14 protein-coding genes, 40 tRNA genes, 4 rRNA genes and 1 pseudogene are annotated in these 25,419 nt (G+C 42.3%); 8 read left to right on the forward strand and 51 right to left on the reverse strand.

Translation table 11 applies throughout. The annotated features are described in order from the left end of the window. The first annotated feature begins 157 nt into the window (after positions 1 to 157). Complete coding sequence (locus ACE1MS_RS17430; RefSeq protein ID WP_447402515.1) at positions 158 to 1,471, forward strand: trypsin-like peptidase domain-containing protein; 1,314 nt, start codon at positions 158 to 160, stop codon at positions 1,469 to 1,471. A 64-nt stretch (positions 1,472 to 1,535) separates the two neighbouring features. On the opposite strand, the gene ACE1MS_RS17435 is transcribed toward ACE1MS_RS17430, so the two are convergent. From ACE1MS_RS17435 to ACE1MS_RS17550, 24 genes and pseudogenes are all read right to left on the reverse strand, one after another. Continuing rightward, positions 1,536 to 2,744, reverse strand: a complete 1,209-nt coding sequence (locus tag ACE1MS_RS17435) for a diaminopropionate ammonia-lyase (RefSeq protein WP_012295773.1) — start codon at positions 2,742 to 2,744, stop codon at positions 1,536 to 1,538. Between the two features lie 129 nt (positions 2,745 to 2,873). Further along, a pseudogene (locus ACE1MS_RS17440) lies at positions 2,874 to 3,142 on the reverse strand (iron siderophore-binding protein); the annotation flags it as partial. A gap of 53 nt (positions 3,143 to 3,195) precedes the next feature. Then, positions 3,196 to 3,267 (reverse strand) — tRNA-Glu (locus ACE1MS_RS17445). Between the two features lie 2 nt (positions 3,268 to 3,269). Then, positions 3,270 to 3,360 (reverse strand) — tRNA-Ser (locus ACE1MS_RS17450). A 9-nt stretch (positions 3,361 to 3,369) separates the two neighbouring features. After that, a tRNA-Asn gene (locus ACE1MS_RS17455) sits at positions 3,370 to 3,446 on the reverse strand. 4 nt (positions 3,447 to 3,450) lie between these two features. Continuing rightward, positions 3,451 to 3,527 (reverse strand) — tRNA-Ile (locus ACE1MS_RS17460). 1 nt (position 3,528) lies between these two features. Further along, positions 3,529 to 3,602 (reverse strand) — tRNA-Gly (locus ACE1MS_RS17465). 5 nt (positions 3,603 to 3,607) lie between these two features. After that, positions 3,608 to 3,683, reverse strand: a tRNA-Phe gene (locus ACE1MS_RS17470). A 56-nt stretch (positions 3,684 to 3,739) separates the two neighbouring features. Further along, positions 3,740 to 3,815: transfer RNA gene (locus ACE1MS_RS17475), tRNA-Asp, on the reverse strand. 3 nt (positions 3,816 to 3,818) lie between these two features. Next, positions 3,819 to 3,893: transfer RNA gene (locus ACE1MS_RS17480), tRNA-Met, on the reverse strand. A 51-nt stretch (positions 3,894 to 3,944) separates the two neighbouring features. Then, a tRNA-Ser gene (locus ACE1MS_RS17485) sits at positions 3,945 to 4,037 on the reverse strand. Positions 4,038 to 4,052: 15 nt separating this feature from the next. Continuing rightward, positions 4,053 to 4,129, reverse strand: a tRNA-Ile gene (locus ACE1MS_RS17490). Between the two features lie 7 nt (positions 4,130 to 4,136). Continuing rightward, positions 4,137 to 4,210 (reverse strand) — tRNA-Met (locus ACE1MS_RS17495). 27 nt (positions 4,211 to 4,237) lie between these two features. Then, positions 4,238 to 4,313 (reverse strand) — tRNA-Ala (locus ACE1MS_RS17500). Positions 4,314 to 4,330: 17 nt separating this feature from the next. Continuing rightward, positions 4,331 to 4,407, reverse strand: a tRNA-Pro gene (locus ACE1MS_RS17505). A 9-nt stretch (positions 4,408 to 4,416) separates the two neighbouring features. Further along, a tRNA-Arg gene (locus tag ACE1MS_RS17510) sits at positions 4,417 to 4,493 on the reverse strand. An 8-nt stretch (positions 4,494 to 4,501) separates the two neighbouring features. Further along, positions 4,502 to 4,590 (reverse strand) — tRNA-Leu (locus ACE1MS_RS17515). A 5-nt stretch (positions 4,591 to 4,595) separates the two neighbouring features. Beyond that, positions 4,596 to 4,670 (reverse strand) — tRNA-Gly (locus ACE1MS_RS17520). A gap of 36 nt (positions 4,671 to 4,706) precedes the next feature. Next, a tRNA-Leu gene (locus tag ACE1MS_RS17525) sits at positions 4,707 to 4,791 on the reverse strand. A 21-nt stretch (positions 4,792 to 4,812) separates the two neighbouring features. Further along, positions 4,813 to 4,888: transfer RNA gene (locus ACE1MS_RS17530), tRNA-Lys, on the reverse strand. Between the two features lie 6 nt (positions 4,889 to 4,894). Then, positions 4,895 to 4,970: transfer RNA gene (locus tag ACE1MS_RS17535), tRNA-Thr, on the reverse strand. 3 nt (positions 4,971 to 4,973) lie between these two features. Beyond that, positions 4,974 to 5,049 (reverse strand) — tRNA-Val (locus ACE1MS_RS17540). Between the two features lie 10 nt (positions 5,050 to 5,059). Continuing rightward, positions 5,060 to 5,175, reverse strand: a 5S ribosomal RNA gene (gene rrf, locus ACE1MS_RS17545). A 248-nt stretch (positions 5,176 to 5,423) separates the two neighbouring features. Beyond that, on the reverse strand, positions 5,424 to 6,494 hold the full coding sequence (locus ACE1MS_RS17550; RefSeq protein ID WP_012295775.1) for a cysteine desulfurase family protein: 1,071 nt from the start codon (positions 6,492 to 6,494) through the stop codon (positions 5,424 to 5,426). Positions 6,495 to 6,594: 100 nt separating this feature from the next. On the opposite strand from ACE1MS_RS17550, the gene nadB reads away from it, so the two are divergent. The 4 genes from nadB (at position 6,595) to ACE1MS_RS17570 (ending at position 10,650) form a co-directional block, all read left to right on the forward strand. Beyond that, on the forward strand, positions 6,595 to 8,181 hold the full coding sequence (gene nadB / locus ACE1MS_RS17555) for an L-aspartate oxidase (RefSeq protein ID WP_031416468.1): 1,587 nt from the start codon (positions 6,595 to 6,597) through the stop codon (positions 8,179 to 8,181). Continuing rightward, positions 8,138 to 8,998 carry a carboxylating nicotinate-nucleotide diphosphorylase gene (gene nadC, locus ACE1MS_RS17560; protein WP_012295777.1) on the forward strand — a complete coding sequence of 287 codons (861 nt, stop codon included), beginning with the start codon at positions 8,138 to 8,140 and terminating at the stop codon, positions 8,996 to 8,998. Before nadB ends, nadC begins: the two co-directional genes overlap by 44 nt. Beyond that, positions 8,985 to 10,088: a quinolinate synthase NadA gene (gene nadA, locus ACE1MS_RS17565; RefSeq protein ID WP_200990616.1), complete on the forward strand. Its 1,104-nt coding sequence runs from the start codon at positions 8,985 to 8,987 to the stop codon at positions 10,086 to 10,088. The genes nadC and nadA overlap by 14 nt, the downstream gene beginning before the upstream one ends. A 145-nt stretch (positions 10,089 to 10,233) precedes the next feature. Continuing rightward, complete coding sequence (locus tag ACE1MS_RS17570; RefSeq protein WP_031416472.1) at positions 10,234 to 10,650, forward strand: VOC family protein; 417 nt, start codon at positions 10,234 to 10,236, stop codon at positions 10,648 to 10,650. Positions 10,651 to 10,717: 67 nt separating this feature from the next. Here ACE1MS_RS17570 and ACE1MS_RS17575 read toward each other — a convergent pair. From ACE1MS_RS17575 to ACE1MS_RS17690, 24 genes are all read right to left on the reverse strand, one after another. Next, positions 10,718 to 10,789 (reverse strand) — tRNA-Glu (locus ACE1MS_RS17575). A 2-nt stretch (positions 10,790 to 10,791) separates the two neighbouring features. Continuing rightward, positions 10,792 to 10,882: transfer RNA gene (locus ACE1MS_RS17580), tRNA-Ser, on the reverse strand. Positions 10,883 to 10,891: 9 nt separating this feature from the next. Then, positions 10,892 to 10,968: transfer RNA gene (locus ACE1MS_RS17585), tRNA-Asn, on the reverse strand. Positions 10,969 to 10,975: 7 nt separating this feature from the next. Then, a tRNA-Ile gene (locus tag ACE1MS_RS17590) sits at positions 10,976 to 11,049 on the reverse strand. Between the two features lies 1 nt (position 11,050). Continuing rightward, positions 11,051 to 11,124, reverse strand: a tRNA-Gly gene (locus ACE1MS_RS17595). A gap of 5 nt (positions 11,125 to 11,129) precedes the next feature. Beyond that, a tRNA-Phe gene (locus ACE1MS_RS17600) sits at positions 11,130 to 11,205 on the reverse strand. A 56-nt stretch (positions 11,206 to 11,261) separates the two neighbouring features. Continuing rightward, a tRNA-Asp gene (locus ACE1MS_RS17605) sits at positions 11,262 to 11,337 on the reverse strand. A 3-nt stretch (positions 11,338 to 11,340) separates the two neighbouring features. Continuing rightward, positions 11,341 to 11,415: transfer RNA gene (locus tag ACE1MS_RS17610), tRNA-Met, on the reverse strand. A 51-nt stretch (positions 11,416 to 11,466) separates the two neighbouring features. After that, positions 11,467 to 11,559: transfer RNA gene (locus ACE1MS_RS17615), tRNA-Ser, on the reverse strand. A gap of 15 nt (positions 11,560 to 11,574) precedes the next feature. Next, positions 11,575 to 11,651, reverse strand: a tRNA-Ile gene (locus ACE1MS_RS17620). Positions 11,652 to 11,658: 7 nt separating this feature from the next. After that, positions 11,659 to 11,732: transfer RNA gene (locus ACE1MS_RS17625), tRNA-Met, on the reverse strand. 27 nt (positions 11,733 to 11,759) lie between these two features. Beyond that, positions 11,760 to 11,835 (reverse strand) — tRNA-Ala (locus tag ACE1MS_RS17630). Between the two features lie 17 nt (positions 11,836 to 11,852). Beyond that, positions 11,853 to 11,929 (reverse strand) — tRNA-Pro (locus ACE1MS_RS17635). Positions 11,930 to 11,938: 9 nt separating this feature from the next. Further along, a tRNA-Arg gene (locus ACE1MS_RS17640) sits at positions 11,939 to 12,015 on the reverse strand. Between the two features lie 8 nt (positions 12,016 to 12,023). After that, positions 12,024 to 12,112 (reverse strand) — tRNA-Leu (locus ACE1MS_RS17645). A 5-nt stretch (positions 12,113 to 12,117) separates the two neighbouring features. After that, positions 12,118 to 12,192: transfer RNA gene (locus ACE1MS_RS17650), tRNA-Gly, on the reverse strand. A gap of 36 nt (positions 12,193 to 12,228) precedes the next feature. Beyond that, positions 12,229 to 12,313: transfer RNA gene (locus ACE1MS_RS17655), tRNA-Leu, on the reverse strand. Between the two features lie 21 nt (positions 12,314 to 12,334). After that, positions 12,335 to 12,410 (reverse strand) — tRNA-Lys (locus ACE1MS_RS17660). Positions 12,411 to 12,416: 6 nt separating this feature from the next. Then, positions 12,417 to 12,492: transfer RNA gene (locus tag ACE1MS_RS17665), tRNA-Thr, on the reverse strand. A 3-nt stretch (positions 12,493 to 12,495) separates the two neighbouring features. Continuing rightward, positions 12,496 to 12,571: transfer RNA gene (locus ACE1MS_RS17670), tRNA-Val, on the reverse strand. A gap of 10 nt (positions 12,572 to 12,581) precedes the next feature. After that, positions 12,582 to 12,697, reverse strand: a 5S ribosomal RNA gene (gene rrf, locus ACE1MS_RS17675). 186 nt (positions 12,698 to 12,883) lie between these two features. Next, positions 12,884 to 15,811 (reverse strand): 23S ribosomal RNA (locus ACE1MS_RS17680). Positions 15,812 to 16,118: 307 nt separating this feature from the next. After that, positions 16,119 to 17,671: ribosomal RNA gene (locus ACE1MS_RS17685) — 16S ribosomal RNA — on the reverse strand. Together the 16S, 23S and 5S rRNA genes with 20 tRNA genes alongside form the textbook arrangement of a ribosomal RNA operon. Positions 17,672 to 18,614: 943 nt before the next feature. Further along, positions 18,615 to 18,713: a putative holin-like toxin gene (locus ACE1MS_RS17690; RefSeq protein ID WP_220273102.1), complete on the reverse strand. Its 99-nt coding sequence runs from the start codon at positions 18,711 to 18,713 to the stop codon at positions 18,615 to 18,617. Positions 18,714 to 19,419: 706 nt separating this feature from the next. Here ACE1MS_RS17690 and ACE1MS_RS17695 point away from each other — a divergent pair. From ACE1MS_RS17695 to ACE1MS_RS17705, 3 genes are all read left to right on the forward strand, one after another. After that, positions 19,420 to 20,142, forward strand: a complete 723-nt coding sequence (locus tag ACE1MS_RS17695) for an MgtC/SapB family protein (protein WP_012292402.1) — start codon at positions 19,420 to 19,422, stop codon at positions 20,140 to 20,142. A gap of 14 nt (positions 20,143 to 20,156) precedes the next feature. Continuing rightward, complete coding sequence (locus ACE1MS_RS17700; RefSeq protein WP_012292401.1) at positions 20,157 to 21,134, forward strand: cation diffusion facilitator family transporter; 978 nt, start codon at positions 20,157 to 20,159, stop codon at positions 21,132 to 21,134. An 83-nt stretch (positions 21,135 to 21,217) separates the two neighbouring features. After that, on the forward strand, positions 21,218 to 21,391 hold the full coding sequence (locus ACE1MS_RS17705) for a helix-turn-helix domain-containing protein (protein WP_200990617.1): 174 nt from the start codon (positions 21,218 to 21,220) through the stop codon (positions 21,389 to 21,391). A gap of 64 nt (positions 21,392 to 21,455) precedes the next feature. On the opposite strand, the gene ACE1MS_RS17710 is transcribed toward ACE1MS_RS17705, so the two are convergent. The 3 genes from ACE1MS_RS17710 to ACE1MS_RS17720 all read right to left on the reverse strand — a co-directional run bounded on the left by ACE1MS_RS17710 (position 21,456) and on the right by ACE1MS_RS17720 (position 25,381). Further along, positions 21,456 to 22,619 carry an iron-containing alcohol dehydrogenase gene (locus ACE1MS_RS17710; protein ID WP_012292399.1) on the reverse strand — a complete coding sequence of 388 codons (1,164 nt, stop codon included), beginning with the start codon at positions 22,617 to 22,619 and terminating at the stop codon, positions 21,456 to 21,458. Positions 22,620 to 22,858: 239 nt separating this feature from the next. Next, entirely contained in the window at positions 22,859 to 24,103 is a 1,245-nt protein-coding gene (locus tag ACE1MS_RS17715) for a Glu/Leu/Phe/Val family dehydrogenase (RefSeq protein ID WP_012292398.1), read from the reverse strand. A gap of 84 nt (positions 24,104 to 24,187) precedes the next feature. Beyond that, positions 24,188 to 25,381, reverse strand: coding sequence for an ornithine--oxo-acid transaminase (locus tag ACE1MS_RS17720; RefSeq protein ID WP_012292397.1), 1,194 nt, complete (start codon positions 25,379 to 25,381; stop codon positions 24,188 to 24,190). Between the last annotated feature and the right edge of the window lie 38 nt (positions 25,382 to 25,419).

The raw sequence follows: 25,419 nt of genomic DNA on the forward strand, positions 1-25,419 counted from the left end.
TACTGTAAACTTTGACGCAACGTTAAGGTCAATAGGCAAATTAAAATTATTTCCCCCCCTAAAATCATCCTCTCCATTCATACAATTCCATAACTACCTATAAATCTATAATTTTTAACCGATACAAATAGTAAATATTTCACAGGAGGGTAATAGGATGAAATGTCCGAATTGTCAGCATGAAAATCTAAATGACAGTAAATTTTGCTCAGGTTGTGGTACTAAATTGACTAATTCATCATCAAAACAAGGTGTCCCAGCATGGGCCATTATTGTATTGTCCGTCTGTTTCATTGCAATTGGTGGGCTAGGCTATGCGTACTGGGACTTTTTCTCAAATAAAAATTCAGCCACTTACTCAGAAATAAACGGCAATCAGAATTTAGAGACACAGATACAACAAGTTTCCTCTGAGGAACTGACGAAAAAGCAAGAGGCTCATGCACAGCAGGTTGATCGCGTTACTCTTATAAAGGAAATTCAGCAAAAGGTATTCACCATCCTAACGAACAATGCGCAAGGTTCAGGCTTCCTCTATAAAAAAGGAGGGTATGTTATTACTAATGCGCATGTTGTGCAAGGTGCAGTCGAAGTAATGGTTCGTAACTCTATGGGTCAAGAATCACCTGGTACTGTAGTCGGTATATCTAATCGTTATGATATAGCTTTAATACATGTTCCTAACTATCAAGACAAACCCCCATTAGGAATTGAAACAACAGAATCACCTATTGGCTTAGAGGTCATTGCCTTCGGAAGTCCACAAGGCTTTGAAAATTCAGCTTCCATTGGCTATATAACAGGTAACAAACGTGATATGAAACTTGAAAATTTTATATACAAACAAATATATCAGGTCGATGCTCAAATTGATAAAGGTAGTAGTGGGGGGCCATTGGTGGATGTTAATACAGGAAATGTAATTGGCATTAACTCACTACTTTACACAACCGAAACAAGTACACACTTCGCCTTCTCTATCCCTCTTTACAGTATGGTAGATCAATTTGATGGTTGGATTGCTCAGCCTCTTTCTGCAAATGAGGTTCTTTCTGTTGCTAATCTATACGAAAATAATCAACAACCTGTTAGTAAATCAGATATTACTAATGAAACGGACAATTTGTTAGCAGGTCAATTCGTACAAGCATTCCGCCTATACTATGAAATGGCTCTTAATGAGGGGGATTTTTATTGGATTGCCGATATGCTTGCGCCTAGTAGTTCTGCTTATAAAGAACTAGAAAAATATATTAATGAGATTGCGTATCAAGGCAACTACTTCTATTTTACAAACAATGAAGTACTTGATGTACAATATTCGAACGGCCAATACTATGTGGATATGAATAAAACCTTTGATTTCTATGATGCCCAAGGTAATTATCAATTTTACGATCGGTATAAGACGTATACTGTGATCACAGATGAATACGGTGCTTATAAAATTGCCACTATTAAAATTCACTAATATCATCTTTTTTTACAATGAAAGCCATCGAGAGTGAACTTCTCGATGGCTTTCGTCTAAATTACTATTGATATTTTCCATGCCACACTATTTGTCGATAATTTTCTTTATCCGTGTCACCCTCTGTATTAATTAATAATACTCTCGAAGCGCTATTTAACTGTAACGTATCTTTTAATTGTCTATAACGATTATTTGTCATGATTTCATAAAAACAACCAAATGGAGCTGCTCCCGATTCTCCTGCTACAATGCGTGTATCTGTGTTCAATGGATTACCAAGGATACGCATTCCTGTTGCTGCTACTTCTTCCCCGCAACTAATGCTTACTTTCGTATAGGCATTTAACAGTTGCCATGCCTGAGGATTCGGTTCGCCGCACGCAAGCCCTGCCATTATCGTTTGCATGTCGCCACCAACAGTTATAAATTCATTGGTTCCTGCTTTAAAGCTTTCATAATAACAATTAGCTACATGTGGCTCTACTAAAACAATAGTAATTTCATGCTCATAGTATTGTCTTAAAAAGGCAACGACTGCTGCTGCAAAAGACCCTACTCCGGCTTGTAAAAACACATGGGTTGGAGCTTGTTCTATCTCTTCAACAACCTCTTGTATTAGAGTTGTATAGCCCTGCATAATCCATAATGGGATTTCCTCATAGCCATCCCACATTGTATCCTGAATTAAAACCCAACCATGTTCTTTAGCAAGGTGTGAAGTATAACGAACCGTATCATCATAATTCATTGCCGTAATTTCAGCATGGGCTCCCTCATTTATAATGTTTTGTAATCGTTCCTTGGCGCTACCAGCAGGCATATAGATTCGTGCTTGAAAACCTAGCTCTCGAGCTGCCCAAGCTACCCCACGACCATGGTTCCCATCTGTTGTTGAAATAAAGGTTAACTCTCCCAACTGATCTTTTATTTTGGATGACTTTAATTGTTCAAATGAAAGATCTTCAATATCTTTATTGAGCAGATTGGCAACATATTGTGCGATAGCATAAACGCCTCCTAGTACTTTAAAGGCATTCAAACCAAATCGAAACGATTCATCTTTTATCCAGATTTTTTCTACATCTAAATAAGAAGCTAATGATGCTAAATGATGGAGTGGTGTCTTTTCAAACTTCTCATATGTACGTTGGAATTGACTAACTTTCTTTACTTGTTCAAGTGTAAAATTCGAAAGTAAGGCTGTTATTTGTCCGTCATTATCTTGGCCTACATCATGTTGATTAGGAATCCATTTTAATTTTTCTCTCATATCTCTCCCCCTCTCTCCACATCTTAGTCTATTTCTCTAAAAAATACAAAATGCTCTTACTATCTAACGTAGGAAATAAAAAAACTATACACTCACCTTATTTCCATGAATGTATAGCTTATCCATTAATTATTTCGCAAAGATTTCTTCTACTTGATCTAGCATAATAGCAGCAGCTAAAATTCCTCCAGCTGTACTCCAAATGACATCATCTACTTTATGTGCATTGCCTTTTTGTACAGCAGAAAGGTTTTTCCAAAGAGGATCTCTGTCCACTCTTGTTCAGTTGCTAATGCTGAATCATCACCTATTGGCATGTATGTGAAGAAGAAAATAACATTCCCATCCATTTGGGGGATTACTTCTTTCCCTACCTCTACTGCTAAGTTTTCTAGCTTTTCAGTTCATAAAAAAAGTGCAGTAGATGTAAATTCATCTACTGCACTTAGTATGACCCGTACGGGATTCGAACCCGTGTTACCGCCGTGAAAGGGCGGTGTCTTAACCACTTGACCAACGGGCCGATGGCGGAGAAGGAGGGATTTGAACCCTCGCGCCGGTTACCCGACCTACACCCTTAGCAGGGGCGCCTCTTCAGCCTCTTGAGTACTTCCCCATAAAAAAATGGCTCCGAAGGCAGGACTCGAACCTGCGACAACCTGATTAACAGTCAGGTGCTACTACCAACTGAGCTACTTCGGAATATTGGTGGGCCTAAATGGACTCGAACCATCGACCTCACGCTTATCAGGCGTGCGCTCTAACCAGCTGAGCTATAGGCCCTTGGAGCGGGTGATGGGAATCGAACCCACGACATCAGCTTGGAAGGCTGAGGTTTTACCATTAAACTACACCCGCATAAATGGTGGGTCAGGACGGAATCGAACCGCCGACACTTAGAGCTTCAATCTAATGCTCTACCAACTGAGCTACTGACCCATTTCGTCCATGCTAAGCTTGCTCACTCTTTGCTTATCACGTCTATCAATAAATAATGGCGGTCCCGACCGGGATCGAACCGGCGATCTCCTGCGTGACAGGCAGGCATGTTAACCGCTACACCACGGGACCATTTGGTTGCGGGGGCCGGATTTGAACCAACGACCTTCGGGTTATGAGCCCGACGAGCTACCACTGCTCCACCCCGCGATAATCATATTGTCTTTTCGAGTTTTTAAAGCACCATTCATTCATAGAAACTGGAGGAGGTAGAGGGATTCGAACCCCCGCGCGGTGTTACCCGCCTGTCGGTTTTCAAGACCGATCCCTTCAGCCAGACTTGGGTATACCTCCGTAACAATATATAAATGGTGGACCTTGCAGGACTCGAACCTGCGACCGGACGGTTATGAGCCGTCTGCTCTAACCAACTGAGCTAAAGGTCCTTTAAGATGGCGGCAGAGGGGATCGAACCCCCGACCTTACGGGTATGAACCGTACGCTCTAGCCAGCTGAGCTACGCCGCCAGGATCTTTATACTGGTTATTTTACTATGGTGGAGCCTAGCGGGATCGAACCGCTGACCTCCTGCGTGCAAGGCAGGCGCTCTCCCAGCTGAGCTAAGGCCCCATAATATTTTTTGGAAATGGTCGGGAAGACAGGATTCGAACCTGCGACCCCTTGGTCCCAAACCAAGTGCTCTACCAAGCTGAGCTACTTCCCGTTGTTCTTATGGCGCGCCCGACAGGAGTCGAACCCATAACCTTCTGATCCGTAGTCAGACGCTCTATCCAATTGAGCTACGGGCGCATATAAAATGGTGCCGAGGACCGGAATCGAACCGGTACGGTAGTCACCTACCGCAGGATTTTAAGTCCTGTGCGTCTGCCAGTTCCGCCACCCCGGCACATTTGGAGCGGAAGACGAGGTTCGAACTCGCGACCCCCACCTTGGCAAGGTGGTGTTCTACCACTGAACTACTTCCGCATGTGCATAAGTTTTTTTATCTGGCATATTGAAAAATGGTGCGGGTGAAGGGAGTCGAACCCCCACGCCTTGCGGCGCTAGATCCTAAGTCTAGTGCGTCTGCCAATTCCGCCACACCCGCTTAATATGGTTGGTACTTAAATGGTGAGCCATGAAGGACTCGAACCTTCGACCCTCTGATTAAAAGTCAGATGCTCTACCAACTGAGCTAATGGCTCAAAAAATGGTGCCGGCTATAGGAATCGAACCCACGACCTACTGATTACAAGTCAGTTGCTCTACCTGCTGAGCTAAACCGGCGAATGGTGGAGGATGACGGGCTCGAACCGCCGACCCTCTGCTTGTAAGGCAGATGCTCTCCCAGCTGAGCTAATCCTCCTGGGTATTATGCCTAGCGACGTCCTACTCTCACAGGGGGAAGCCCCCAACTACCATCGGCGCTAAAGAGCTTAACTTCCGTGTTCGGTATGGGAACGGGTGTGACCTCTTTGCCATCATCACTAGACTGTTTTATTATGTATCTTGTTTTGAAGTTGTTTACCTGTCCTTCAAGACAAGAATTATTGTATAACGTTTTCTCATATTGTGCAATACTTTTTTATAAAAAAAAGAAATTATTACTTTTAAAAGATATTTTTGTTAAGTAAGAGAAAATATTGCCCTGCAAAATATTATAGCAATAGTTGTTTCAAAAGAAAACAATTATTTTTCATCTATATATTTTCAGCTTATTATCTAACTTAAAACTTGCTACTAAATAGTAGCAAGTTCCCTAGTCAATCTATCAATTTCTTTAAATGTTGTTGAATCTCCGAAAGATATTCTAAAGAATCGGCGAGCCGCTTCGATTGAATAATTCATCGATAAAATGGCTTTTGTTCCGGATTCGCTATGAATATCACACGCACTTCCTGTTGATATACTAATCCCTGCCTCGTTTAATTTTAATAATACATACTGCCCCTCCACTTTACTCATCATAACACCACAAATATTCGGCAATTGCTGCTTACACTCTATTAGTTGGCCTGTTTTAGGTAGGCGACTTTTAAAATATCTTCTTAATTCCTCGTAATGCTGTCTTTCATAATTATTATTTTCAACCGCTGCCGCAAAGGAAACAATTGAAGGTGTATCTAAAGTCCCCCCTCTTAGTCCTCTCTCATGAGTTACGCCTGGCGTTAGTGCTGGAACACGGATTGCAGGGTTTATATAAACTGCACCACATCCTTTAGGTCCTCCTATTTTATGTGCAGAGATTGTCATGGCGTCTCCCCCTCTTGGTATAGTTAATTTTCCAAAGGATTGCACACAATCTATATGACAGTAAACAGCGGATTCTTTGGCTGCCTCAATTATTTTTTCCACAGGTTGAATAGAGCCAATTTCTGAATTTACATGTTGAATAGAAATTAATGCTGTATCTTTTCGAATAGCATGTAGAAGTTGCTCTGAGTCAATACAGCCATCCTTTTGCAACGGTAATTTTGTCACTTCAAAGCCCATTTTCTCCAATGTATTCATGGCCGCATGTACAGACGTATGTTCAGCTTGTGATGAAATAATATGCCTCCCTTTTTTAGAGGCTAATGCTAATGACAAAATGGCCATAATATTTCCTTCTGTTCCACTTCCAGTAAAGATAACACCATCACTATTGACACCGAGCTCATGGGCTATAATCTCTCTTGACTGCTGGATAAAATAATGAGCTTGCCCTCCTAAATCATGGAGGCTTGAGCTATTTCCATAATAACGCTGTGCCACCTCTACATATGCTTCAAGCGCTTTTTTCGTCATTGGTGATGTTGCTGCGTAATCCATGTAGATCATCGTATTCTTCCTCTCTCGTTCAACAGGTCTTGTTTTCTTTTTTATTTTATGTAAAGATAGTTGTCAAGACAACTGTAAAGAAGGTATAACTATGGATGTAAAGACAGACGTCCTGATAATTGGCAGTGGTATTGCAGCACTTCAGGCTGCTCTATTGCTTGAAGAACATTTTAAAATACAAATAGTTACAAAATCATCCGTCCATACAAGTAGTTCTTATCGTGCCCAGGGTGGCATTGCTGCTGTGATAAGTGAGGAGGACCATATTGATTGCCATGTTGCGGATACATTGAAGGCTGGAGAGTTTCATCATGAAAGTAGACATGTTCAAACACTCATAGAAGAAGGCACAAAAATAATGCGCAATTACCTTAAAGCTGGTTTTCCTATTGATCGGCATAACAATGGAGCTCCTGCTCTAGGTCTAGAGGGTGCACATAGTCATCATCGTATTCTACATGCAGGTGGTGATCGTACTGGTCAAATTTTCATAGATTACTTGCTTCATAAACTTTCACCTAACACGAAGATAAATTGCTATGAAATGGCCTATGAGCTTTTACTGAATAAAAATGGTGACTGTATAGGTGTACTCACAAAAGGAAGAGAAGGCACTAAACGCTACTTTGCTCATCATGTTATTTTAGCGACAGGTGGTGCTGGAGCACTTTATTCAAGTACATCTAATGATCCAACAAATACTGGTGATGGTATTGCTTTAGCCTTTCGAGCAGGCGCTGCAATTAGTGATATGGAATTTATACAGTTTCATCCAAGCCTACTTTGGTGTGAAAATGAGGCAAAAGGATTGATTTCTGAAGCAGTACGTGGTGCTGGCGGTATCTTTGTCGATGCACAACGTCGTCCAATTATGAAGGGCATACATGCACAACTAGACTTAGCACCAAGACATATTACAGCACTCGCATTATTTAAGAAACGGGCTGCTGGTGAGGAAACATTCCTTGATATTTCCTCTATCCAAAATTTTGATGTTAAATTTCCATCAATCACACAGCTTTGCCGTAATAACCATGTTGACTTACAAGAAGGCCTGATTCCCGTTTCACCAGGAAGTCATTTTTTAATGGGCGGTATTATTGCTGATGACAAAGGAAGGACCACTATAGCCAACTTGTATGCTATCGGCGAAGTGGCCTGTACGGGGGTCCATGGCGCTAATCGTTTAGCCAGTAACTCCCTATTGGAAGGAATTACTTTTGGTCAAAGAATGGCATATTTCATTATTCAACAAGGCTGTAGCCAAAAAGATTTCTTACTTGCTAACGATAAAAATGTCGATTCAATGCCGTTATTATTTAGCAAACAACAATTACAACAACACATGATGCAGTACTTAGGCATCGTTAGAAACGGTGACGACTTGCAATATTCCCTCCAGCAATTACCCTCTATACACGCACTTCTCCATGCAAATTTAAAGGGTTTGCAACAGATTGAGCTGGAACTATATATGATGCATGTTGTCGCCACACTAATAACCCATGCAGCCATTACAAGAACTGAAACACGTGGAGCACACATTCGTAGCGATAACCCAACAATGGAAGCACAATGGGCAAATCGATGGATAATTTTTTCGCAAGGACAAATGAAAGTGAGGAATTCATTGTATGAATATCATCAAACTCGAGGAAATGCTCAAGCAATTTTTTAATGAGGATATAGGTGATGGGGATTTATCGAGTGAATATATTTTTTCTCCTAAACAGCAAGGAACCTTTTCATTTTATGCCAAAGAAAGTGGCATTTTTTGTGGGGCATCTATTATTGAGCACGGCTTCCTCTTATTAGATCGGTCTATAGAAGTCAACCTTCCTAAAAAAGATGGAGAATCCATAGAGGTTGGTGATGTCATTGCCATTATAGATGGTCCCTTACAAAAATTACTAATGGGAGAACGTGTGATTTTAAATCTTATACAACGTATGTCTGCGATAGCTACGGCTGCTCACCTAGCCGTCCAGGAAATTGCAGGAACGAACACAAAAATATGTGATACGCGTAAAACAATACCGGGTTTGCGTATGCTTGATAAATATGCTGTTAGAACTGGTGGTGCTTTTAACCATCGCAATGGTCTATATGATGCAATCATGCTAAAGGATAATCATATTGCTTTTGCTGGTAGCATCACAAAAGCCATTCAGGCTGCTAGAGAGAAAGTTGGTCATACCGTTAAAATTGAAGTAGAAATTGAAACGAAAAAACAGCTAGATGAAGCCATTTTAGCTGGAGCAGATATTATAATGTTTGATAATCGAAGTCCTGAGGAAATACGTGCATGGCTGCCTGCTGTTCCTTCTTCTATAACGACTGAAGCATCAGGAGGCATTACACTTGAAAATATAAGGGCCTATGCTCAAGCCGGTGTACAATGGATTTCACTTGGTACTCTAACCCATTCAGTCAAAGCCTTTGACATTAGCGCCCTCGTCCAAATGAAAGGAGGCCATTCCATTGTCCATCACTAGCTTATTACAACAGACGACGTTACTTCCTGAGCATTATCGTGCATTATCGATAACGGAAATGGAATCACGTATTTTATCAATCAAAAAAAAATTAGGATCCAAGCTTTTTATTCCGGGACATCACTATCAAAAAGATGAAGTTATACAATTTGCTGATGCAACAGGAGATTCCCTACAGCTGGCTCAGTTATCTGCCGCAAACAAAGAGGCAGAGCACATTGTATTTTGTGGCGTGCATTTTATGGCTGAAACTGCTGATATGCTAACATCAAAACGGCAACATGTATATTTACCAGATATGCGTGCAGGTTGTTCGATGGCTGATATGGCAGATATCTATCAAACTGAACAAGCATGGCCAATTTTGCAGCAGCTCTTTGGCGATACGATCATCCCACTTACCTATGTTAATTCAACAGCAGCTATTAAAGCCTTTACAGGAAGACATGGAGGTGCTTGTGTAACATCATCTAATGCTAAGGAGCTTGTTCAGTGGGCATTTACACAAAAACAGCGTATCTTCTTTTTACCTGACCAACATTTAGGAAGAAATACTGCTTATGACTTAGGTGTTCCGCTCGAAAATATGGCGGTTTGGAATCCACATAAGAATATACTTGAGACTAAACAACCTATTGAAAACATCCAAGTTATTCTATGGAAGGGGCATTGCTCTGTGCATGAAGGGTTTACAGTTCAACATACGGAGACTGTTCGTAAGGAATATCCATCCATGAGAATTATTGTTCATCCTGAATGTAGTCGAGAGGTTGTAGACGCGGCTGATGATGCTGGCTCAACTAAGTACATTATTGATACAATTAATCAAGCACCTAGTGGGTCTGCATGGGCAATAGGGACAGAAATGAATCTGGTCAATCGTATTATAAAGCAGCATCCAGATAAGCAAATTATCTCTTTAAATGAAAACTTTTGTCCTTGCTTAACGATGAATCGCATTGATCTTCCCCATTTGCTGTGGTGCCTTGAAAGTATTGATCACGGTCAACCGCATAACCGTATACAAGTTGATGATCATACTAGCAAGGAAGCTCTTAGTTCGTTGGAAAGAATGTTAGCAAGAAGATAAATCAGGATATTAAAGCAGAGATGTTGATGTTGTAAAATAACAATATTTCTGCTTTTTACTTGTATAGAATTAAGTATCCAGGTTACCTCCTGAAATTGACAGCAATTTATTCTTTATGATAATGTCGATTTGGAGGTGATAAGAAATGTCTTTTCAATCAAAAAATATTTTCATTAATTTACCAGTAAAAAATTTAAACAAATCCACGTCGTTTTTTCAGAAGTTAGGTTTTGAGTTCAATCAACAATTCAGTGACGAAACGACTGCCTCAATGATTATTAGTGAGAATATTTTTGCTTTACTAATGGTCGAAGATCGTTTCAAAGGATTTACTAACAAGAAAATTACGGATACTACTGTTTCTGCAGAAGCAATTTTATGTCTATCTGCAGATAATCGCGAGCAAGTAGATCAGCTAGTAAATAAGGCACTTGCCTCCGGGGGAAAACCTTATAGTGATCCACAAGATCATGGATTTATGTATGGCTGGGGTTTTCAAGATTTAGATGGACATATTTGGGAAGTAGTTTATATGGATGAACATGCAATGAATCAAGAGTAAATCGATTATCTAACATTATTTTTCTATAAAAAAACAGTAGACGCTAGTGCATCTACTGTTTTTTATATGACCCGTACGGGATTCGAACCCGTGTTACCGCCGTGAAAGGGCGGTGTCTTAACCACTTGACCAACGGGCCAATGGCGGAGAAGGAGGGATTTGAACCCTCGCGCCGGTTACCCGACCTACACCCTTAGCAGGGGCGCCTCTTCAGCCTCTTGAGTACTTCCCCATAAAAAAATGGCTCCGAAGGCAGGACTCGAACCTGCGACAACCTGATTAACAGTCAGGTGCTACTACCAACTGAGCTACTTCGGAATAATAATGGGCCTAAATGGACTCGAACCATCGACCTCACGCTTATCAGGCGTGCGCTCTAACCAGCTGAGCTATAGGCCCTTGGAGCGGGTGATGAGAATCGAACTCACGACATCAGCTTGGAAGGCTGAGGTTTTACCATTAAACTACACCCGCATAAATGGTGGGTCAGGACGGAATCGAACCGCCGACACTTAGAGCTTCAATCTAATGCTCTACCAACTGAGCTACTGACCCATTTCGTCCATGCTAAGCTTGCTCACTCTTTGCTTATCACGTCTATCAATAAATAATGGCGGTCCCGACCGGGATCGAACCGGCGATCTCCTGCGTGACAGGCAGGCATGTTAACCGCTACACCACGGGACCATTTGGTTGCGGGGGCCGGATTTGAACCAACGACCTTCGGGTTATGAGCCCGACGAGCTACCACTGCTCCACCCCGCGATAATCATATTGTCTTTTCGAGTTTTTAAAGCACCATTCATTCATAGAAACTGGAGGAGGTAGAGGGATTCGAACCCCCGCGCGGTGTTACCCGCCTGTCGGTTTTCAAGACCGATCCCTTCAGCCAGACTTGGGTATACCTCCGTAACAATATATAAATGGTGGACCTTGCAGGACTCGAACCTGCGACCGGACGGTTATGAGCCGTCTGCTCTAACCAACTGAGCTAAAGGTCCTTTAAGATGGCGGCAGAGGGGATCGAACCCCCGACCTTACGGGTATGAACCGTACGCTCTAGCCAGCTGAGCTACGCCGCCAGGATCTTTATACTGGTTATTTTACTATGGTGGAGCCTAGCGGGATCGAACCGCTGACCTCCTGCGTGCAAGGCAGGCGCTCTCCCAGCTGAGCTAAGGCCCCATAATATTTTTTGGAAATGGTCGGGAAGACAGGATTCGAACCTGCGACCCCTTGGTCCCAAACCAAGTGCTCTACCAAGCTGAGCTACTTCCCGTTGTTCTTATGGCGCGCCCGACAGGAGTCGAACCCATAACCTTCTGATCCGTAGTCAGACGCTCTATCCAATTGAGCTACGGGCGCATATAAAATGGTGCCGAGGACCGGAATCGAACCGGTACGGTAGTCACCTACCGCAGGATTTTAAGTCCTGTGCGTCTGCCAGTTCCGCCACCCCGGCACATTTGGAGCGGAAGACGAGGTTCGAACTCGCGACCCCCACCTTGGCAAGGTGGTGTTCTACCACTGAACTACTTCCGCATGTGCATAAGTTTTTTTATCTGGCATATTGAAAAATGGTGCGGGTGAAGGGAGTCGAACCCCCACGCCTTGCGGCGCTAGATCCTAAGTCTAGTGCGTCTGCCAATTCCGCCACACCCGCTTAATATGGTTGGTACTTAAATGGTGAGCCATGAAGGACTCGAACCTTCGACCCTCTGATTAAAAGTCAGATGCTCTACCAACTGAGCTAATGGCTCAAAAAATGGTGCCGGCTATAGGAATCGAACCCACGACCTACTGATTACAAGTCAGTTGCTCTACCTGCTGAGCTAAACCGGCGAATGGTGGAGGATGACGGGCTCGAACCGCCGACCCTCTGCTTGTAAGGCAGATGCTCTCCCAGCTGAGCTAATCCTCCTGGGTATTATGCCTAGCGACGTCCTACTCTCACAGGGGGAAGCCCCCAACTACCATCGGCGCTAAAGAGCTTAACTTCCGTGTTCGGTATGGGAACGGGTGTGACCTCTTTGCCATCATCACTAGACTATGTTCGGCTTTCAATATACATCGCATTTCTTCGTCAGCTTCTGTCGTTCAGTCAGTCACGTACTTGAGTACGCTCCTTCCCTCTCTCCATTGCTTCCTCGAACTACTCGTATCTTGAAACCCTTTATAAAAGAAATTATTCTTTCAAAACTGGATAAACGGTTCATTGAATGCTTCAAACTTTTTGGTTAAGTCCTCGATCGATTAGTATTCGTCAGCTCCATGTGTCACCACACTTCCACCTCGAACCTATCTACCTCATCGTCTTTGAGGGATCTTACTTACTTGCGTAATGGGAAATCTCATCTTGAGGGGGGCTTCATGCTTAGATGCTTTCAGCACTTATCCCGTCCACACATAGCTACCCAGCGATGCCTTTGGCAAGACAACTGGTACACCAGCGGTGTGTCCATCCCGGTCCTCTCGTACTAAGGACAGCTCCTCTCAAATTTCCTACGCCCACGACGGATAGGGACCGAACTGTCTCACGACGTTCTGAACCCAGCTCGCGTACCGCTTTAATGGGCGAACAGCCCAACCCTTGGGACCGACTACAGCCCCAGGATGCGATGAGCCGACATCGAGGTGCCAAACCTCCCCGTCGATGTGGACTCTTGGGGGAGATAAGCCTGTTATCCCCGGGGTAGCTTTTATCCGTTGAGCGATGGCCCTTCCATGCGGAACCACCGGATCACTAAGCCCGTCTTTCGACCCTGCTCGACTTGTAGGTCTCGCAGTCAAGCTCCCTTGTGCCTTTACACTCTACGAATGATTTCCAACCATTCTGAGGGAACCTTTGGGCGCCTCCGTTACCTTTTAGGAGGCGACCGCCCCAGTCAAACTGTCCGCCTGACACTGTCTCCTGCCCCGCTAAGGGGCATGGGTTAGAATTTCAATACAACCAGGGTAGTATCCCACCGACGCCTCCTTCGAAGCTGGCGCTCCGAGATCTCTGGCTCCTACCTATCCTGTACAAGTTGTACCAAAATTCAATATCAGGCTACAGTAAAGCTCCACGGGGTCTTTCCGTCCTGTCGCGGGTAACCTGCATCTTCACAGGTACTATAATTTCACCGAGTCTCTCGTTGAGACAGTGCCCAGATCGTTACGCCTTTCGTGCGGGTCGGAACTTACCCGACAAGGAATTTCGCTACCTTAGGACCGTTATAGTTACGGCCGCCGTTTACTGGGGCTTCAATTCGCAGCTTCGCTTGCGCTAACCACTCCTCTTAACCTTCCAGCACCGGGCAGGCGTCAGCCCCTATACGTCACCTTACGGTTTTGCAGAGACCTGTGTTTTTGCTAAACAGTCGCCTGGGCCTATTCACTGCGGCTCTCATGCGCTTGCACGCTCAAGAGCACCCCTTCTCCCGAAGTTACGGGGTCATTTTGCCGAGTTCCTTAACGAGAGTTCTCTCGCACACCTTAGGATTCTCTCCTCGACTACCTGTGTCGGTTTGCGGTACGGGCACCTCTCACCTCGATAGAGGCTTTTCTTGGCAGTGTGAAATCAGGAACTTCGTCCATACGGACTCGCCATCACAGCTCAACGTTACAGTGTGCGGATTTGCCTACACACACGCCTTACTGCTTGGACGCGCATAACCAACAGCGCGCTTACCCTATCCTACTGCGTCCCCCCATTTCTCAAACGGTGAGGAGGTGGTACAGGAATATCAACCTGTTGTCCATCGCCTACGCCTATCGGCCTCGGCTTAGGTCCCGACTAACCCTGAGCGGACGAGCCTTCCTCAGGAAACCTTAGTCATACGGTGGACGGGATTCTCACCCGTCTTTCGCTACTCATACCGGCATTCTCACTTCTAAGCGCTCCACCAGTCCTTCCGGTCTGACTTCAACGCACTTAGAACGCTCTCCTACCACTGACATCGTAGATGTCAATCCACAGCTTCGGTGAATCGTTTAGCCCCGATACATTTTCGGCGCAGTGTCACTCGACCAGTGAGCTATTACGCACTCTTTAAATGATGGCTGCTTCTAAGCCAACATCCTGGTTGTCTGTGCAACGCCACATCCTTTTCCACTTAACGATTACTTTGGGACCTTAGCTGGTGGTCTGGGCTGTTTCCCTTTTGACTACGGATCTTATCACTCGCAGTCTGACTCCCGTGTATAAATATCTGGCATTCGGAGTTTGTCTGAATTCGGTAAACCGGGATGGCCCCCTAGTCCAAACAGTGCTCTACCTCCAGTATTCTCATCACGAGGCTAGCCCTAAAGCTATTTCGGAGAGAACCAGCTATCTCCAAGTTCGATTGGAATTTCTCCGCTACCCACACCTCATCCCCGCACTTTTCAACGTGCGTGGGTTCGGGCCTCCAGTAAGTGTTACCTTACCTTCACCCTGGACATGGGTAGATCACCTGGTTTCGGGTCTACGACCACGTACTATTTCGCCCTATTCAGACTCGCTTTCGCTGCGGCTCCGCCTTCTAAAGCTTAACCTCGCACGTAATCGTAACTCGCCGGTTCATTCTACAAAAGGCACGCTATCACCCATTAACGGGCTCTAACTACTTGTAGGCACACGGTTTCAGGATCTCTTTCACTCCCCTTCCGGGGTGCTTTTCACCTTTCCCTCACGGTACTGGTTCACTATCGGTCACTAGGTAGTATTTAGCCTTGGGAGATGGTCCTCCCGGATTCCGACGGAATTTCACGTGTTCCGCCGTACTCAGGATCCACTCAGGAGAGAACGAACTTTCGACTACAGGGCTTTTACCTGCTCTGGCGGACCTTTCCAAGTCGCTTCATCTAACTCGCTCTTTTGTAACTCCGTATTGAGTGTCCTACAACCCCAAGAGGCAAGCCTCTTGGTTTGGGCTCTTCCCGTTTCGCTCGCCGCTACTCAGGGAATCGATTTTTCTTTCTCTTCCTCCAGGTACTTAGATGTTTCAGTTCCCTGGGTCTGCCTTCAAGACGCTATGTATTCACGTCAAGATACTACGCGATTAAACGTAGTGGGTTCCCCCATTCGGAAATCTCCGGATCAAAGCTCACTTACAGCTCCCCGAAGCATATCGGTGTTAGTGCCGTCCTTCTTCGGCTCCTAGTGCCAAGGCATTCGCCGTGCGCCCTTAATAACTTAACCTATCAGCTTTCCATACACTTCACATTTCGTTGTCAGCCTCACTCGTTCAATCAGTCACGTACTGAAGTACGCTCCTTCATTTACTCGATTGCTTCCTAGAACTGCTCGTGTCTGAAAACCTTATCATGTTATTAAGCCTATAAAAAACTTAAAAAAATAAATGTGTTTGTTACAATTTCAATGTCGTTTTATCCAGTTTTCAAAGAACAAGTTTTGAAGTATTTCATTCAGAAAGAATGAACCTTCAAAACTGAACGCAAAACGTAATCTTACAAACCCAAGGTTTGTATTCCGAAAATATCCTTAGAAAGGAGGTGATCCAACCGCAGGTTCCCCTACGGTTACCTTGTTACGACTTCACCCCAATCATCTATCCCACCTTCGGCGGCTGGCTCCAAAAGGTTACCTCACCGACTTCGGGTGTTACAAACTCTCATGGTGTGACGGGCGGTGTGTACAAGGCCCGGGAACGTATTCACCGTAGCATTCTGATCTACGATTACTAGCGATTCCGACTTCATGGAGTCGAGTTGCAGACTCCAATCCGGACTACGACGCACTTTATGAGGTCCGCTTGCTCTCGCGAGGTCGCTTCTCTTTGTATGCGCCATTGTAGCACGTGTGTAGCCCTACTCGTAAGGGCCATGATGACTTGACGTCATCCCCACCTTCCTCCAGTTTATCACTGGCAGTCTCCTTTGAGTTCCCGGCCTAACCGCTGGCAACAAAGGATAAGGGTTGCGCTCGTTGCGGGACTTAACCCAACATTTCACAACACGAGCTGACGACAGCCATGCAGCACCTGTCACCGTTGCCCCCGAAGGGGAAACCATATCTCTACAGTGGTCAACGGGATGTCAAGAGTAGGTAAGGTTCTTCGCGTTGCATCGAATTAAACCACATGCTCCACCGCTTGTGCGGGCCCCCGTCAATTCATTTGAGTTTTAACCTTGCGGCCGTACTCCCCAGGCGGAGTGCTTAATGCGTTAGCTGCAGCACTAAGGGGCGGAAACCCCCTAACACTTAGCACTCATCGTTTACGGCGTGGACTACCAGGGTATCTAATCCTGTTTGCTCCCCACGCTTTCGCACCTGAGCGTCAGTCTTTGTCCAGGGGGCCGCCTTCGCCACCGGTATTCCTCCAGATCTCTACGCATTTCACCGCTACACCTGGAATTCTACCCCCCTCTACAAGACTCTAGCCTGCCAGTTTCGAATGCAGTTCCCAGGTTGAGCCCGGGGATTTCACATCCGACTTGACAGACCGCCTGCGTGCGCTTTACGCCCAGTAATTCCGATTAACGCTTGCACCCTCCGTATTACCGCGGCTGCTGGCACGGAGTTAGCCGTGGCTTTCTAATAAGGTACCGTCAAGGTACAGCCAGTTACTACTGTACTTGTTCTTCCCTTACAACAGAGTTTTACGAACCGAAATCCTTCTTCATACACGCGGCATGGCTGCATCAGGCTTGCGCCCATTGTGCAATATTCCCCACTGCTGCCTCCCGTAGGAGTCTGGACCGTGTCTCAGTTCCAGTGTGGCTGGTCATCCTCTCAGACCAGCTAGGGATCGTCGCCTAGGTGAGCCGTTACCCCACCTACTAGCTAATGCGCCGCGGGCCCATCCTATAGCGACAGCCGAAACCGTCTTTCAATATTTCACCATGAGGTGAAACAGATTATTCGGTATTAGCCCCGGTTTCCCGGAGTTATCCCAAACTATAAGGTAGGTTGCCCACGTGTTACTCACCCGTCCGCCGCTAACGTCAAAGGAGCAAGCTCCTTCTCTGTTCGCTCGACTTGCATGTGTTAGGCCTGCCGCCAGCGTTCAATCTGAGCCATGATCAAACTCTCCATAAAAGAAATTTGATTAGCTCAAATTGTTTTGCTGGCATCATTTTGATGTCCAAAATTTTGTTTCGTTCACTAGCTAGGCTAGCTACTTAAAACTTTATTGATTACGTTTTGCATGTTCAGTTTTCAAGGTTCATAATTATCTTAGTCGTTTTCAGCGACTTCATTATGATAACTTATTTATAACAGGAAGTCAACAACTTTTTTGTTTTTAAAATTTCAAAGCGTTTCTTCTTGTTAAGGACAAGTAATAATATATAATATAGCATTTTAAAAATCAAGCATTTTCTTAAAAAAAGTTAAAAATCTTTTTTATATTGATAGCAAGGAAATAGAATGCTTCCTACTAAAAGAATATCCAACCATTTAAATAACAGTACCAACAGGTTTAGAACCATAGCCAATTAAACAAAAGGTGACCAAATAAGTTAAGTATTAACGCTATTAATAAAAAACATAACCCATCCATTATACGGTCCTTCTGTGCGTCTTTTAGATTTTATAGATAAATAAATTGATCATACTACCAACATAGACAACTATTATATTAGTAACAAACGATCATCTCTACGTATATCCCATCCTATTATACAATAAGATGTAACAAGTGCACAGGTGACGAGCGCATCCCCAGATTACAACTAAAAAATCAATGGTTATCTTTAATCTGAGTTTCGACATATCTAAATAGGGAAAACAAAACATACTTTTTATATCACTTAAAGTTTTTCTCTTATTCCTTGTGTCCTTTGAAATTTAGAATTGTACTCATTTCCAATTAATTTGAGTAATTTAAGAATGCATGTTATAATTTTTCATGAAGATGGATATAAAAAAAGGACCACTTGGTGTGTCACCACCAAATGGTCATGTAACCGACGAATCGCTTCAAAGGCGATTTGCATAATGAAGGAGTAAACCACTCACATGCTTGGAGGGCAGGGGCGGTTTACTTTTTTTTCTGAGAAAAAGTAAATGACAGAACGATTACCGAAACGATCAATCCGCTAAAACTGATCATTAAGGACATTGCCTCGTAAGTTGTCATTAGCAACACCTCCTTCCCCTCCAGATACCTGAAGAACGGGTGAAGAATGTATGCTTACCGCCCATGAAACCTCTATCTAGTTACCCATTTATTATACCATTTTATGTGAATAAAATATAGTTTTTGGAAATGTAATTTATATAGGAACCTCGGCATATCCATCATCAATTCTTGTAGCAAGCACGCTACTTGTTTCATCTTCCATTATCATTTCTAATTAAATATTCCCATAGCTAATTGTCATGAATCTATTTTAATCTTGGCTGGCACGTCTTGATTTTATGCACCATGTCTAGGACTAGTACCATTAGTACGCTCTATTCCGATTGTTTTTTGAAAATATGTAAAAAAACAGCCTAAAATAATTCCTACAACCTAAAGAAACACCTATTTCGCTCGCTTCATATCAATAACTCCATTGTTCATTCCTCTAAAAACAATGGTGCCATAATTAAATTAGAAAAGAGCATATGAGAAAATGCAACGCTCTCAACTTCCTCAGATGCATGTTTTACATAAATAATCGACCTTTAATCATTGTGATACCAATTACGATATGGATGTATAGATGAATTTTAGATTTCTATAAAATAAAACACATATATTTCCTCCCTTCCATGTTGTACAATACAAAAAAGTAATGCACATATAATAATGACTGCTTGCATATCTCTTAGCAATGCGAAATATCTATGGAGGGTTGTGTATGGGAACATTATTGGAAAATATGATTACATATGAAGTTGGCATAAAATTAGTTTTAGCAGCCACATTAAGTTTAGTAATCGGAATTGAAAGGGAATTAAAGAAGAAACCAGTTGGATTAAAGACCAGTTTAGTCATAGCAACATTCAGCTGTTTGCTAACCATTATTTCCATTGAAACAGCTTACTCCACCCCTTCTAGAGAAGATATTAATATTACAATGGATCCCCTTCGCTTAGCTGCTCAAATTGTCAGTGGTATTGGATTTCTAGGAGCAGGCGTAATTTTAAGACGTGGTAATGATAGCATTTCTGGTTTAACAACTGCAGCCATGATATGGGGAGCTGCCGGCATTGGAATCGCTGTAGGCGCTGGTTTTTATATGGATGCCACGTTAGCTGTGATTATTATTGTATTCGGAATTGAAATTCTCTCCCCTTTCCTAATGAAAATTGGACCAAAACGTATTCGCATGAGAGAGATTTTATTAAAAGTTCAAATAGATGATGATAAACATACGGAATCCTTTCTGCTATTCCTTAAAAACAACAATATCATCATCGAAAATATCCGTATTAAAGATGTACCTTTAAAAAATGATACTGTTTTACATGAGTTGGATTTACGTTTGTCCTTAATTGTCTCTGATAATTTACTGTCGTTTTACCGTTCATTACGAACATTATCATATATTGAAAAAATCGAAATGGAAATTTTAAACTAGTTGGAGGATTTTTTATGGGAGAATTATTTAAACTACTAAAGGATGGCAACAAACCTTCCCTGATGGCGGCTTGTGTCAATGCCTTTTTAGGTATTATTAAAGGCATTGCCTTTTTCTTAACAGGTAATGTAGCTATGTTCGCAGAAATGATGCATTCACTTGGAGATGCAGCAAACCAATTGTTCGTGTATATTGGTTCCGCTCTATCTAAAAAAGCACCTACAAAAAAATTCCCTAGTGGCTTCGGTCGTATTGTCAATTTAGTATGCTTATTTGCAGTTATTATCGTAGCAATTCTTTCCTATGAAACAATCAAGGAAGGATGGCATCATTTTATCCATCCTACTGGAGAATCGAGCGGGGTACTCATTGCTCTTGGAGTATTATTCATAGGTATTGTTTTAGAAGGAACAGTACTTGCAAAAGCCGCTGTAGAAGTATTACATGAAGCTGGGCAGGAAAAAGCAGGTATTACAACTATTCCAAAAGCTTTCAATTATTTAAATCGTGCAAAACCTGCGACTAAATTAGTTTTTATGGAAGATTTAGTCGCTACAAGCGGAAATATTTTGGCCTTCATTGCTATTGTAATCGCTCATTTTACAGGTTGGACTAGAATAGAAGGTCTTGTTTCGATGATTATTGGGGCCATGATGTTTTATGTTGTTGGTAAAGTATTCTTGGACAATGCTCGTGGTGTAATCGGTGAGACAGATGAAGAAATGTTAAATCATATCGCCCACCTTGTAATGGATGATCCAAATATTAAAGATATTGTACGCCTTGAAGTTATTAAAGAAGGGGAGTTTTTACATGTTGAATTAGTGGCAGAAGCTGACCCTAAACTATCCTTAGCATTTTTAGACGATGTTCGAGATCATTTAACAGAAGTTATATTAAGTCAGAAGGGTGTATCAAAGGTCGCCATTTTATTTGATGAAGATGACGGAAAAGCTAGCTGGATACATCTTGGTGAAAGACCTGACCATTAAAACTAAAAGCTAACAAGCCAATTGCCTTGTTTTAAACAGCCCCGTAAAAGTTAGACATCAATCTAACTTTTACGGGTTTTTTTATGGGAAAAGTAAGTGTTGAACAACGTATTCAAGCAGTTCAACGATATTTAAATGGATATGAAACCATGCTTGAAATTGCGAAAGATATCGGTGTGACTGAATGGGTTCACCGTTATCAAAAAAATGGTGTAGAGACTTTCTTAAAGTCCTATACAAACTATTCAGCTGACTAATTTTTCTTAACTTTTAACAAAAAAGTGTGAGGCTAACTACACAGCCTCACACTCAATCATTATCTTAAAGAGAATTTTGTAAAATTGTTCGTACATCTTTTTCTTGTAACTGATGGAAGTTTCCAAAAGGACCATTATGCATAGCATGCTCTACAATCTGTTGGAATTTCGAATCATCGATATTATAATCAGCTAAACGATTCGGTGCCCCTAACGATGACCAAAATGCTGACAAGCGATCAATCCCTTCATAAGCAACCTCTTCTACCGTTTTATCTGTTGCATCCACTCCGAATACTCGTGTTGCTATACCCGCAAAGCGTTCAGGATTCACTGGTACACTTAAACGCATCCAATGCGGCTGAAGAATAGCTAAACCACCTGCATGCGGAATATCATAAACCGCCGATACAGCATGCTCGATATTATGAGATGCCCAGTCTCCACGAGAACCGATTGATAAGAATCCATTTAATCCAATTGTTCCTGCTAATAGAATCGTTTCACGTAACTGTGTATTTTCTAGATCCTCTAATAATTTAGGTGCTGTCTTAATAACCGTCCGTAATACCCCCTCACACATTTCATCAGTGATTGGTGTATTCGTTGTATTATGGAAGTACTGTTCGAATATATGTGACATCATATCAACGATTCCATAAACCGTATGATTTTTAGGTACACTCACCGTATACGCAGGATTTAATATTGAAAATTTCGGGAATGCCGCAGGGCTACCCCAGCCTAATTTTTCTTCAGTAGCAGCGTTAGTAATAACCGATCCAGAGTTCATTTCAGAGCCTGTAGCAGCCAATGTTAACACGGTTCCTAATGGTAGAGCTTGTTCCACCAAAACCTTACGTTTAACGATATCCCATGCGTCTCCATCATATTTTGCACCAGCAACAATTAATTTGGAACAATCAATTACAGAACCACCACCAACCGCAAGAACTAAGTCGATTCCTTCTGTTTTACAAATTTCAATACCACGTCTAGCTGTTTCCACACGAGGATTAGGTTCTACCCCACTTAATTCAAAAATTGTTTTATCTGCTTGTTGTAATTTGTCGATAACAGCGTCGTAAACACCATTTGTCTTGATGCTACCACCACCATATACAACCAATACTTTTTTTCCATACTGCTCTAATTCCTTTGGTAACTTTTCCAGCGCATCTTCACCAAAATGCAGTTTCACTGGGTTAAAAAATGTAAATGAATCCATTTAATTCGCCCCTTTCTAGTTGGATTTTCTCATATTTATATTAAAGAAAGCAAAGATAACGTTTGGTGCAGTATAGCACAACTCTGTTAATTAGTTTCGGTTTGGACGGTCTCTTTAATTTATTAAAGAATTTAGTACATCTGTTTAATTGAATGCCTCTTAGCTTCCCATTCATGTAAATATAAAAAAACGAGTCCTCCCATTACAATAGGAGAAACTCGTTTTAGATTGAACTTATTTTAAACCCATCCACGGAAGCGTGAAGCTTCTGCAGTGCGGCGAACACCTACCATATAAGCAGCTAAGCGCATGTTAATGTTACGTGTTGTAGCTGTTGTATAAACATTATCAAATGCTTCTACCATTTTTTTGTATAGACGTTCTTCAACCTCTTCTTCTGTCCAATAATAACCTTGGTTATTTTGTACCCATTCGAAGTAAGAAACTGTAACACCACCAGCAGATGCTAATACGTCTGGCACAAGTAAAATGCCACGTTCTGTCAGGATTTTAGTTGCTTCAGCAGTTGTTGGTCCATTTGCTGCTTCTACTACGATATCAGCTTTAATATTGTGTGCATTGTCAGCAGTAATTTGGTTCTCAATCGCAGCAGGCACTAAAATATCACAATCAAGTTCTAATAATTCTTTATTTGAAATCGTGTTTTCAAATAAAGTTGTTACAGTACCAAAGCTATCACGACGATCTAATAAGTAGTCGATATCTAAACCTTCTGGATCATGAAGTGCACCATAAGCATCTGAAATACCGATTACCTTTGCACCTAAATCATGCATAAATTTCGCAAGGAAGCTACCTGCGTTACCAAATCCTTGAATAACAACTCGCGCACCTTTAATATCAATACCACGTTTTTTCGCTGCTTCTTCGATTACAATTGTAACACCTTGTGCAGTCGCACGGTCACGACCTTGTGAACCACCAAGAACTAATGGCTTACCTGTGATAAAGCCTGGTGAGTTAAATTCATCCATACGGCTATACTCATCCATCATCCATGCCATAATTTGTGCATTTGTAAATACATCTGGTGCAGGAATGTCTTTTGTTGGTCCTACGATTTGACTTACAGCACGAACGTAACCGCGGCTTAAACGCTCGATTTCGCCCATAGACATTTGACGAGGGTCACAGATGACACCGCCTTTACCACCGCCATATGGTAGATCGACAATACCACACTTCAATGTCATCCACATTGAAAGCGCTTTAACTTCCTCCTCAGACACTTGTGGGTGGAAACGAACTCCACCTTTAGTTGGTCCTACAGCATCGTTATGTTGTGCACGGTAACCTGTGAATACTTTTGTTGTACCATCATCCATTTTCACCGGGATACGTACTTGGAGCATGCGAAGCGGTTCTTTTAGTAATTCATACATTGCTTCATCATAGCCAAGTTTGTTTAGAGCATCTTGAATGACATCTTGTGTTGATGTGAAAAGATTTAAGTTTTCAGACATTATTAAATCGCCTCTTTGTTTTATTTAATGATAGTATATCGGCATCATTGTAACATACTTCCGAATTAAAATGTGAACATTTTGTTAAAGTTTAAATACTTTTTCAATTTGTTCGATTGACCAATCTAAATCCTCTTGTGAAATAACAAGTGGTGGAGCAAAACGAATAACTGTATCATGTGTTTCTTTACATAATAAACCTAATTCTTTTAGTTTTTCACAGTATGGACGAGCTGCCTCTGTTAATTCCATACCAATGAATAAACCACGACCACGTACTTCTTTAATAACTGGGTTGTTAATTTCTTTTAACTTACCTTTGAAGTATTCACCAAGATCATGTGAACGTTCAGCTAATTTTTCATCTAATAATACTTTAATAGATGCAATTGAAACTGCACAAGCTAAAGGATTTCCACCGAAAGTTGATCCGTGTGAACCTGGATTAAATACACCTAAAATGTTACGGTTTGCAGCTACACAAGAAATTGGGAATACACCGCCGCCTAGTGCTTTACCTAAGATGTACATATCTGGTTCTACTTCTTCCCAATCACAAGCAAACATTTTACCAGTACGTGCTAAACCTGCTTGGATTTCGTCAGCAATGAATAATACGTTGTTTTCACGGCAAAGTTCGCGAGCTGCTTTTAGGAAGCCCTCTGTTGGAATGACAATACCAGCTTCACCTTGAATTGGTTCAATTAAGAATGCTGCTGTGTTTGGTGTAATAGCCGCTTTTAATGCTTCAAGATTACCGTAGTCTACTAATTTAACGTTTGGTAACATTGGACCGAATCCACGACGATATTCCTCATCAGAAGAAAGAGATACAGCAAGCATTGTACGACCATGGAAGTTACCATTACATGCAATAACTTCTGCCTTGCCTTCTTCTACGCCTTTTACATCATATGCCCAACGACGAGCTGCTTTAAAAGCAGTCTCTACTGCTTCAGCACCTGTATTCATTGGTAATACCATTTCTTTATTTGTTAACTTTCCTACTAGCTCATACCATTCACCAAGGTTTTCGCTGTAGAATGCACGTGAAGTTAATGTTACTTTATCAGCTTGCTCTTTTAAAGCAGCGATAATTTTTGGGTGACGGTGTCCTTGGTTTACAGCTGAATAAGCTGATAACATATCTAAATATTTGTTGCCTTCTGGATCTTTAACCCAAGCACCCTCAGCCTCTGAAATTACGATCGGCAGTGGATGATAGTTTGCTGCACCATAATTTTGTGTTTGTTCAATAACTTGTTGAGTTTTTGTCATATTCTATTCTCTCCTTACTAAATGATGATAAAAAATCT

This window comes from Lysinibacillus sp. fkY74-1 (genome assembly GCF_053165895.1).

What these genes read in the sequence shown, in the direction of transcription:
- ACE1MS_RS17710 (WP_012292399.1), bottom strand. Translation starts at nt 22,619, where the DNA reads ATGGATTCATTTACATTTTTTAACCCAGTGAAACTGCATTTTGGTGAA.
- ACE1MS_RS17690 (WP_220273102.1), bottom strand. Translation starts at nt 18,713, where the DNA reads ATGACAACTTACGAGGCAATGTCCTTAATGATCAGTTTTAGCGGATTG.
- nadB (WP_031416468.1), top strand. Translation starts at nt 6,595, where the DNA reads ATGGATGTAAAGACAGACGTCCTGATAATTGGCAGTGGTATTGCAGCA.
- ACE1MS_RS17430 (WP_447402515.1), top strand. Translation starts at nt 158, where the DNA reads ATGAAATGTCCGAATTGTCAGCATGAAAATCTAAATGACAGTAAATTT.
- nadC (WP_012295777.1), top strand. Translation starts at nt 8,138, where the DNA reads ATGAATATCATCAAACTCGAGGAAATGCTCAAGCAATTTTTTAATGAG.
- ACE1MS_RS17550 (WP_012295775.1), bottom strand. Translation starts at nt 6,494, where the DNA reads ATGGATTACGCAGCAACATCACCAATGACGAAAAAAGCGCTTGAAGCA.
- ACE1MS_RS17705 (WP_200990617.1), top strand. Translation starts at nt 21,218, where the DNA reads ATGGGAAAAGTAAGTGTTGAACAACGTATTCAAGCAGTTCAACGATAT.
- ACE1MS_RS17570 (WP_031416472.1), top strand. Translation starts at nt 10,234, where the DNA reads ATGTCTTTTCAATCAAAAAATATTTTCATTAATTTACCAGTAAAAAAT.
- ACE1MS_RS17695 (WP_012292402.1), top strand. Translation starts at nt 19,420, where the DNA reads ATGGGAACATTATTGGAAAATATGATTACATATGAAGTTGGCATAAAA.
- ACE1MS_RS17715 (WP_012292398.1), bottom strand. Translation starts at nt 24,103, where the DNA reads ATGTCTGAAAACTTAAATCTTTTCACATCAACACAAGATGTCATTCAA.
- ACE1MS_RS17435 (WP_012295773.1), bottom strand. Translation starts at nt 2,744, where the DNA reads ATGAGAGAAAAATTAAAATGGATTCCTAATCAACATGATGTAGGCCAA.
- ACE1MS_RS17720 (WP_012292397.1), bottom strand. Translation starts at nt 25,381, where the DNA reads ATGACAAAAACTCAACAAGTTATTGAACAAACACAAAATTATGGTGCA.
- ACE1MS_RS17700 (WP_012292401.1), top strand. Translation starts at nt 20,157, where the DNA reads ATGGGAGAATTATTTAAACTACTAAAGGATGGCAACAAACCTTCCCTG.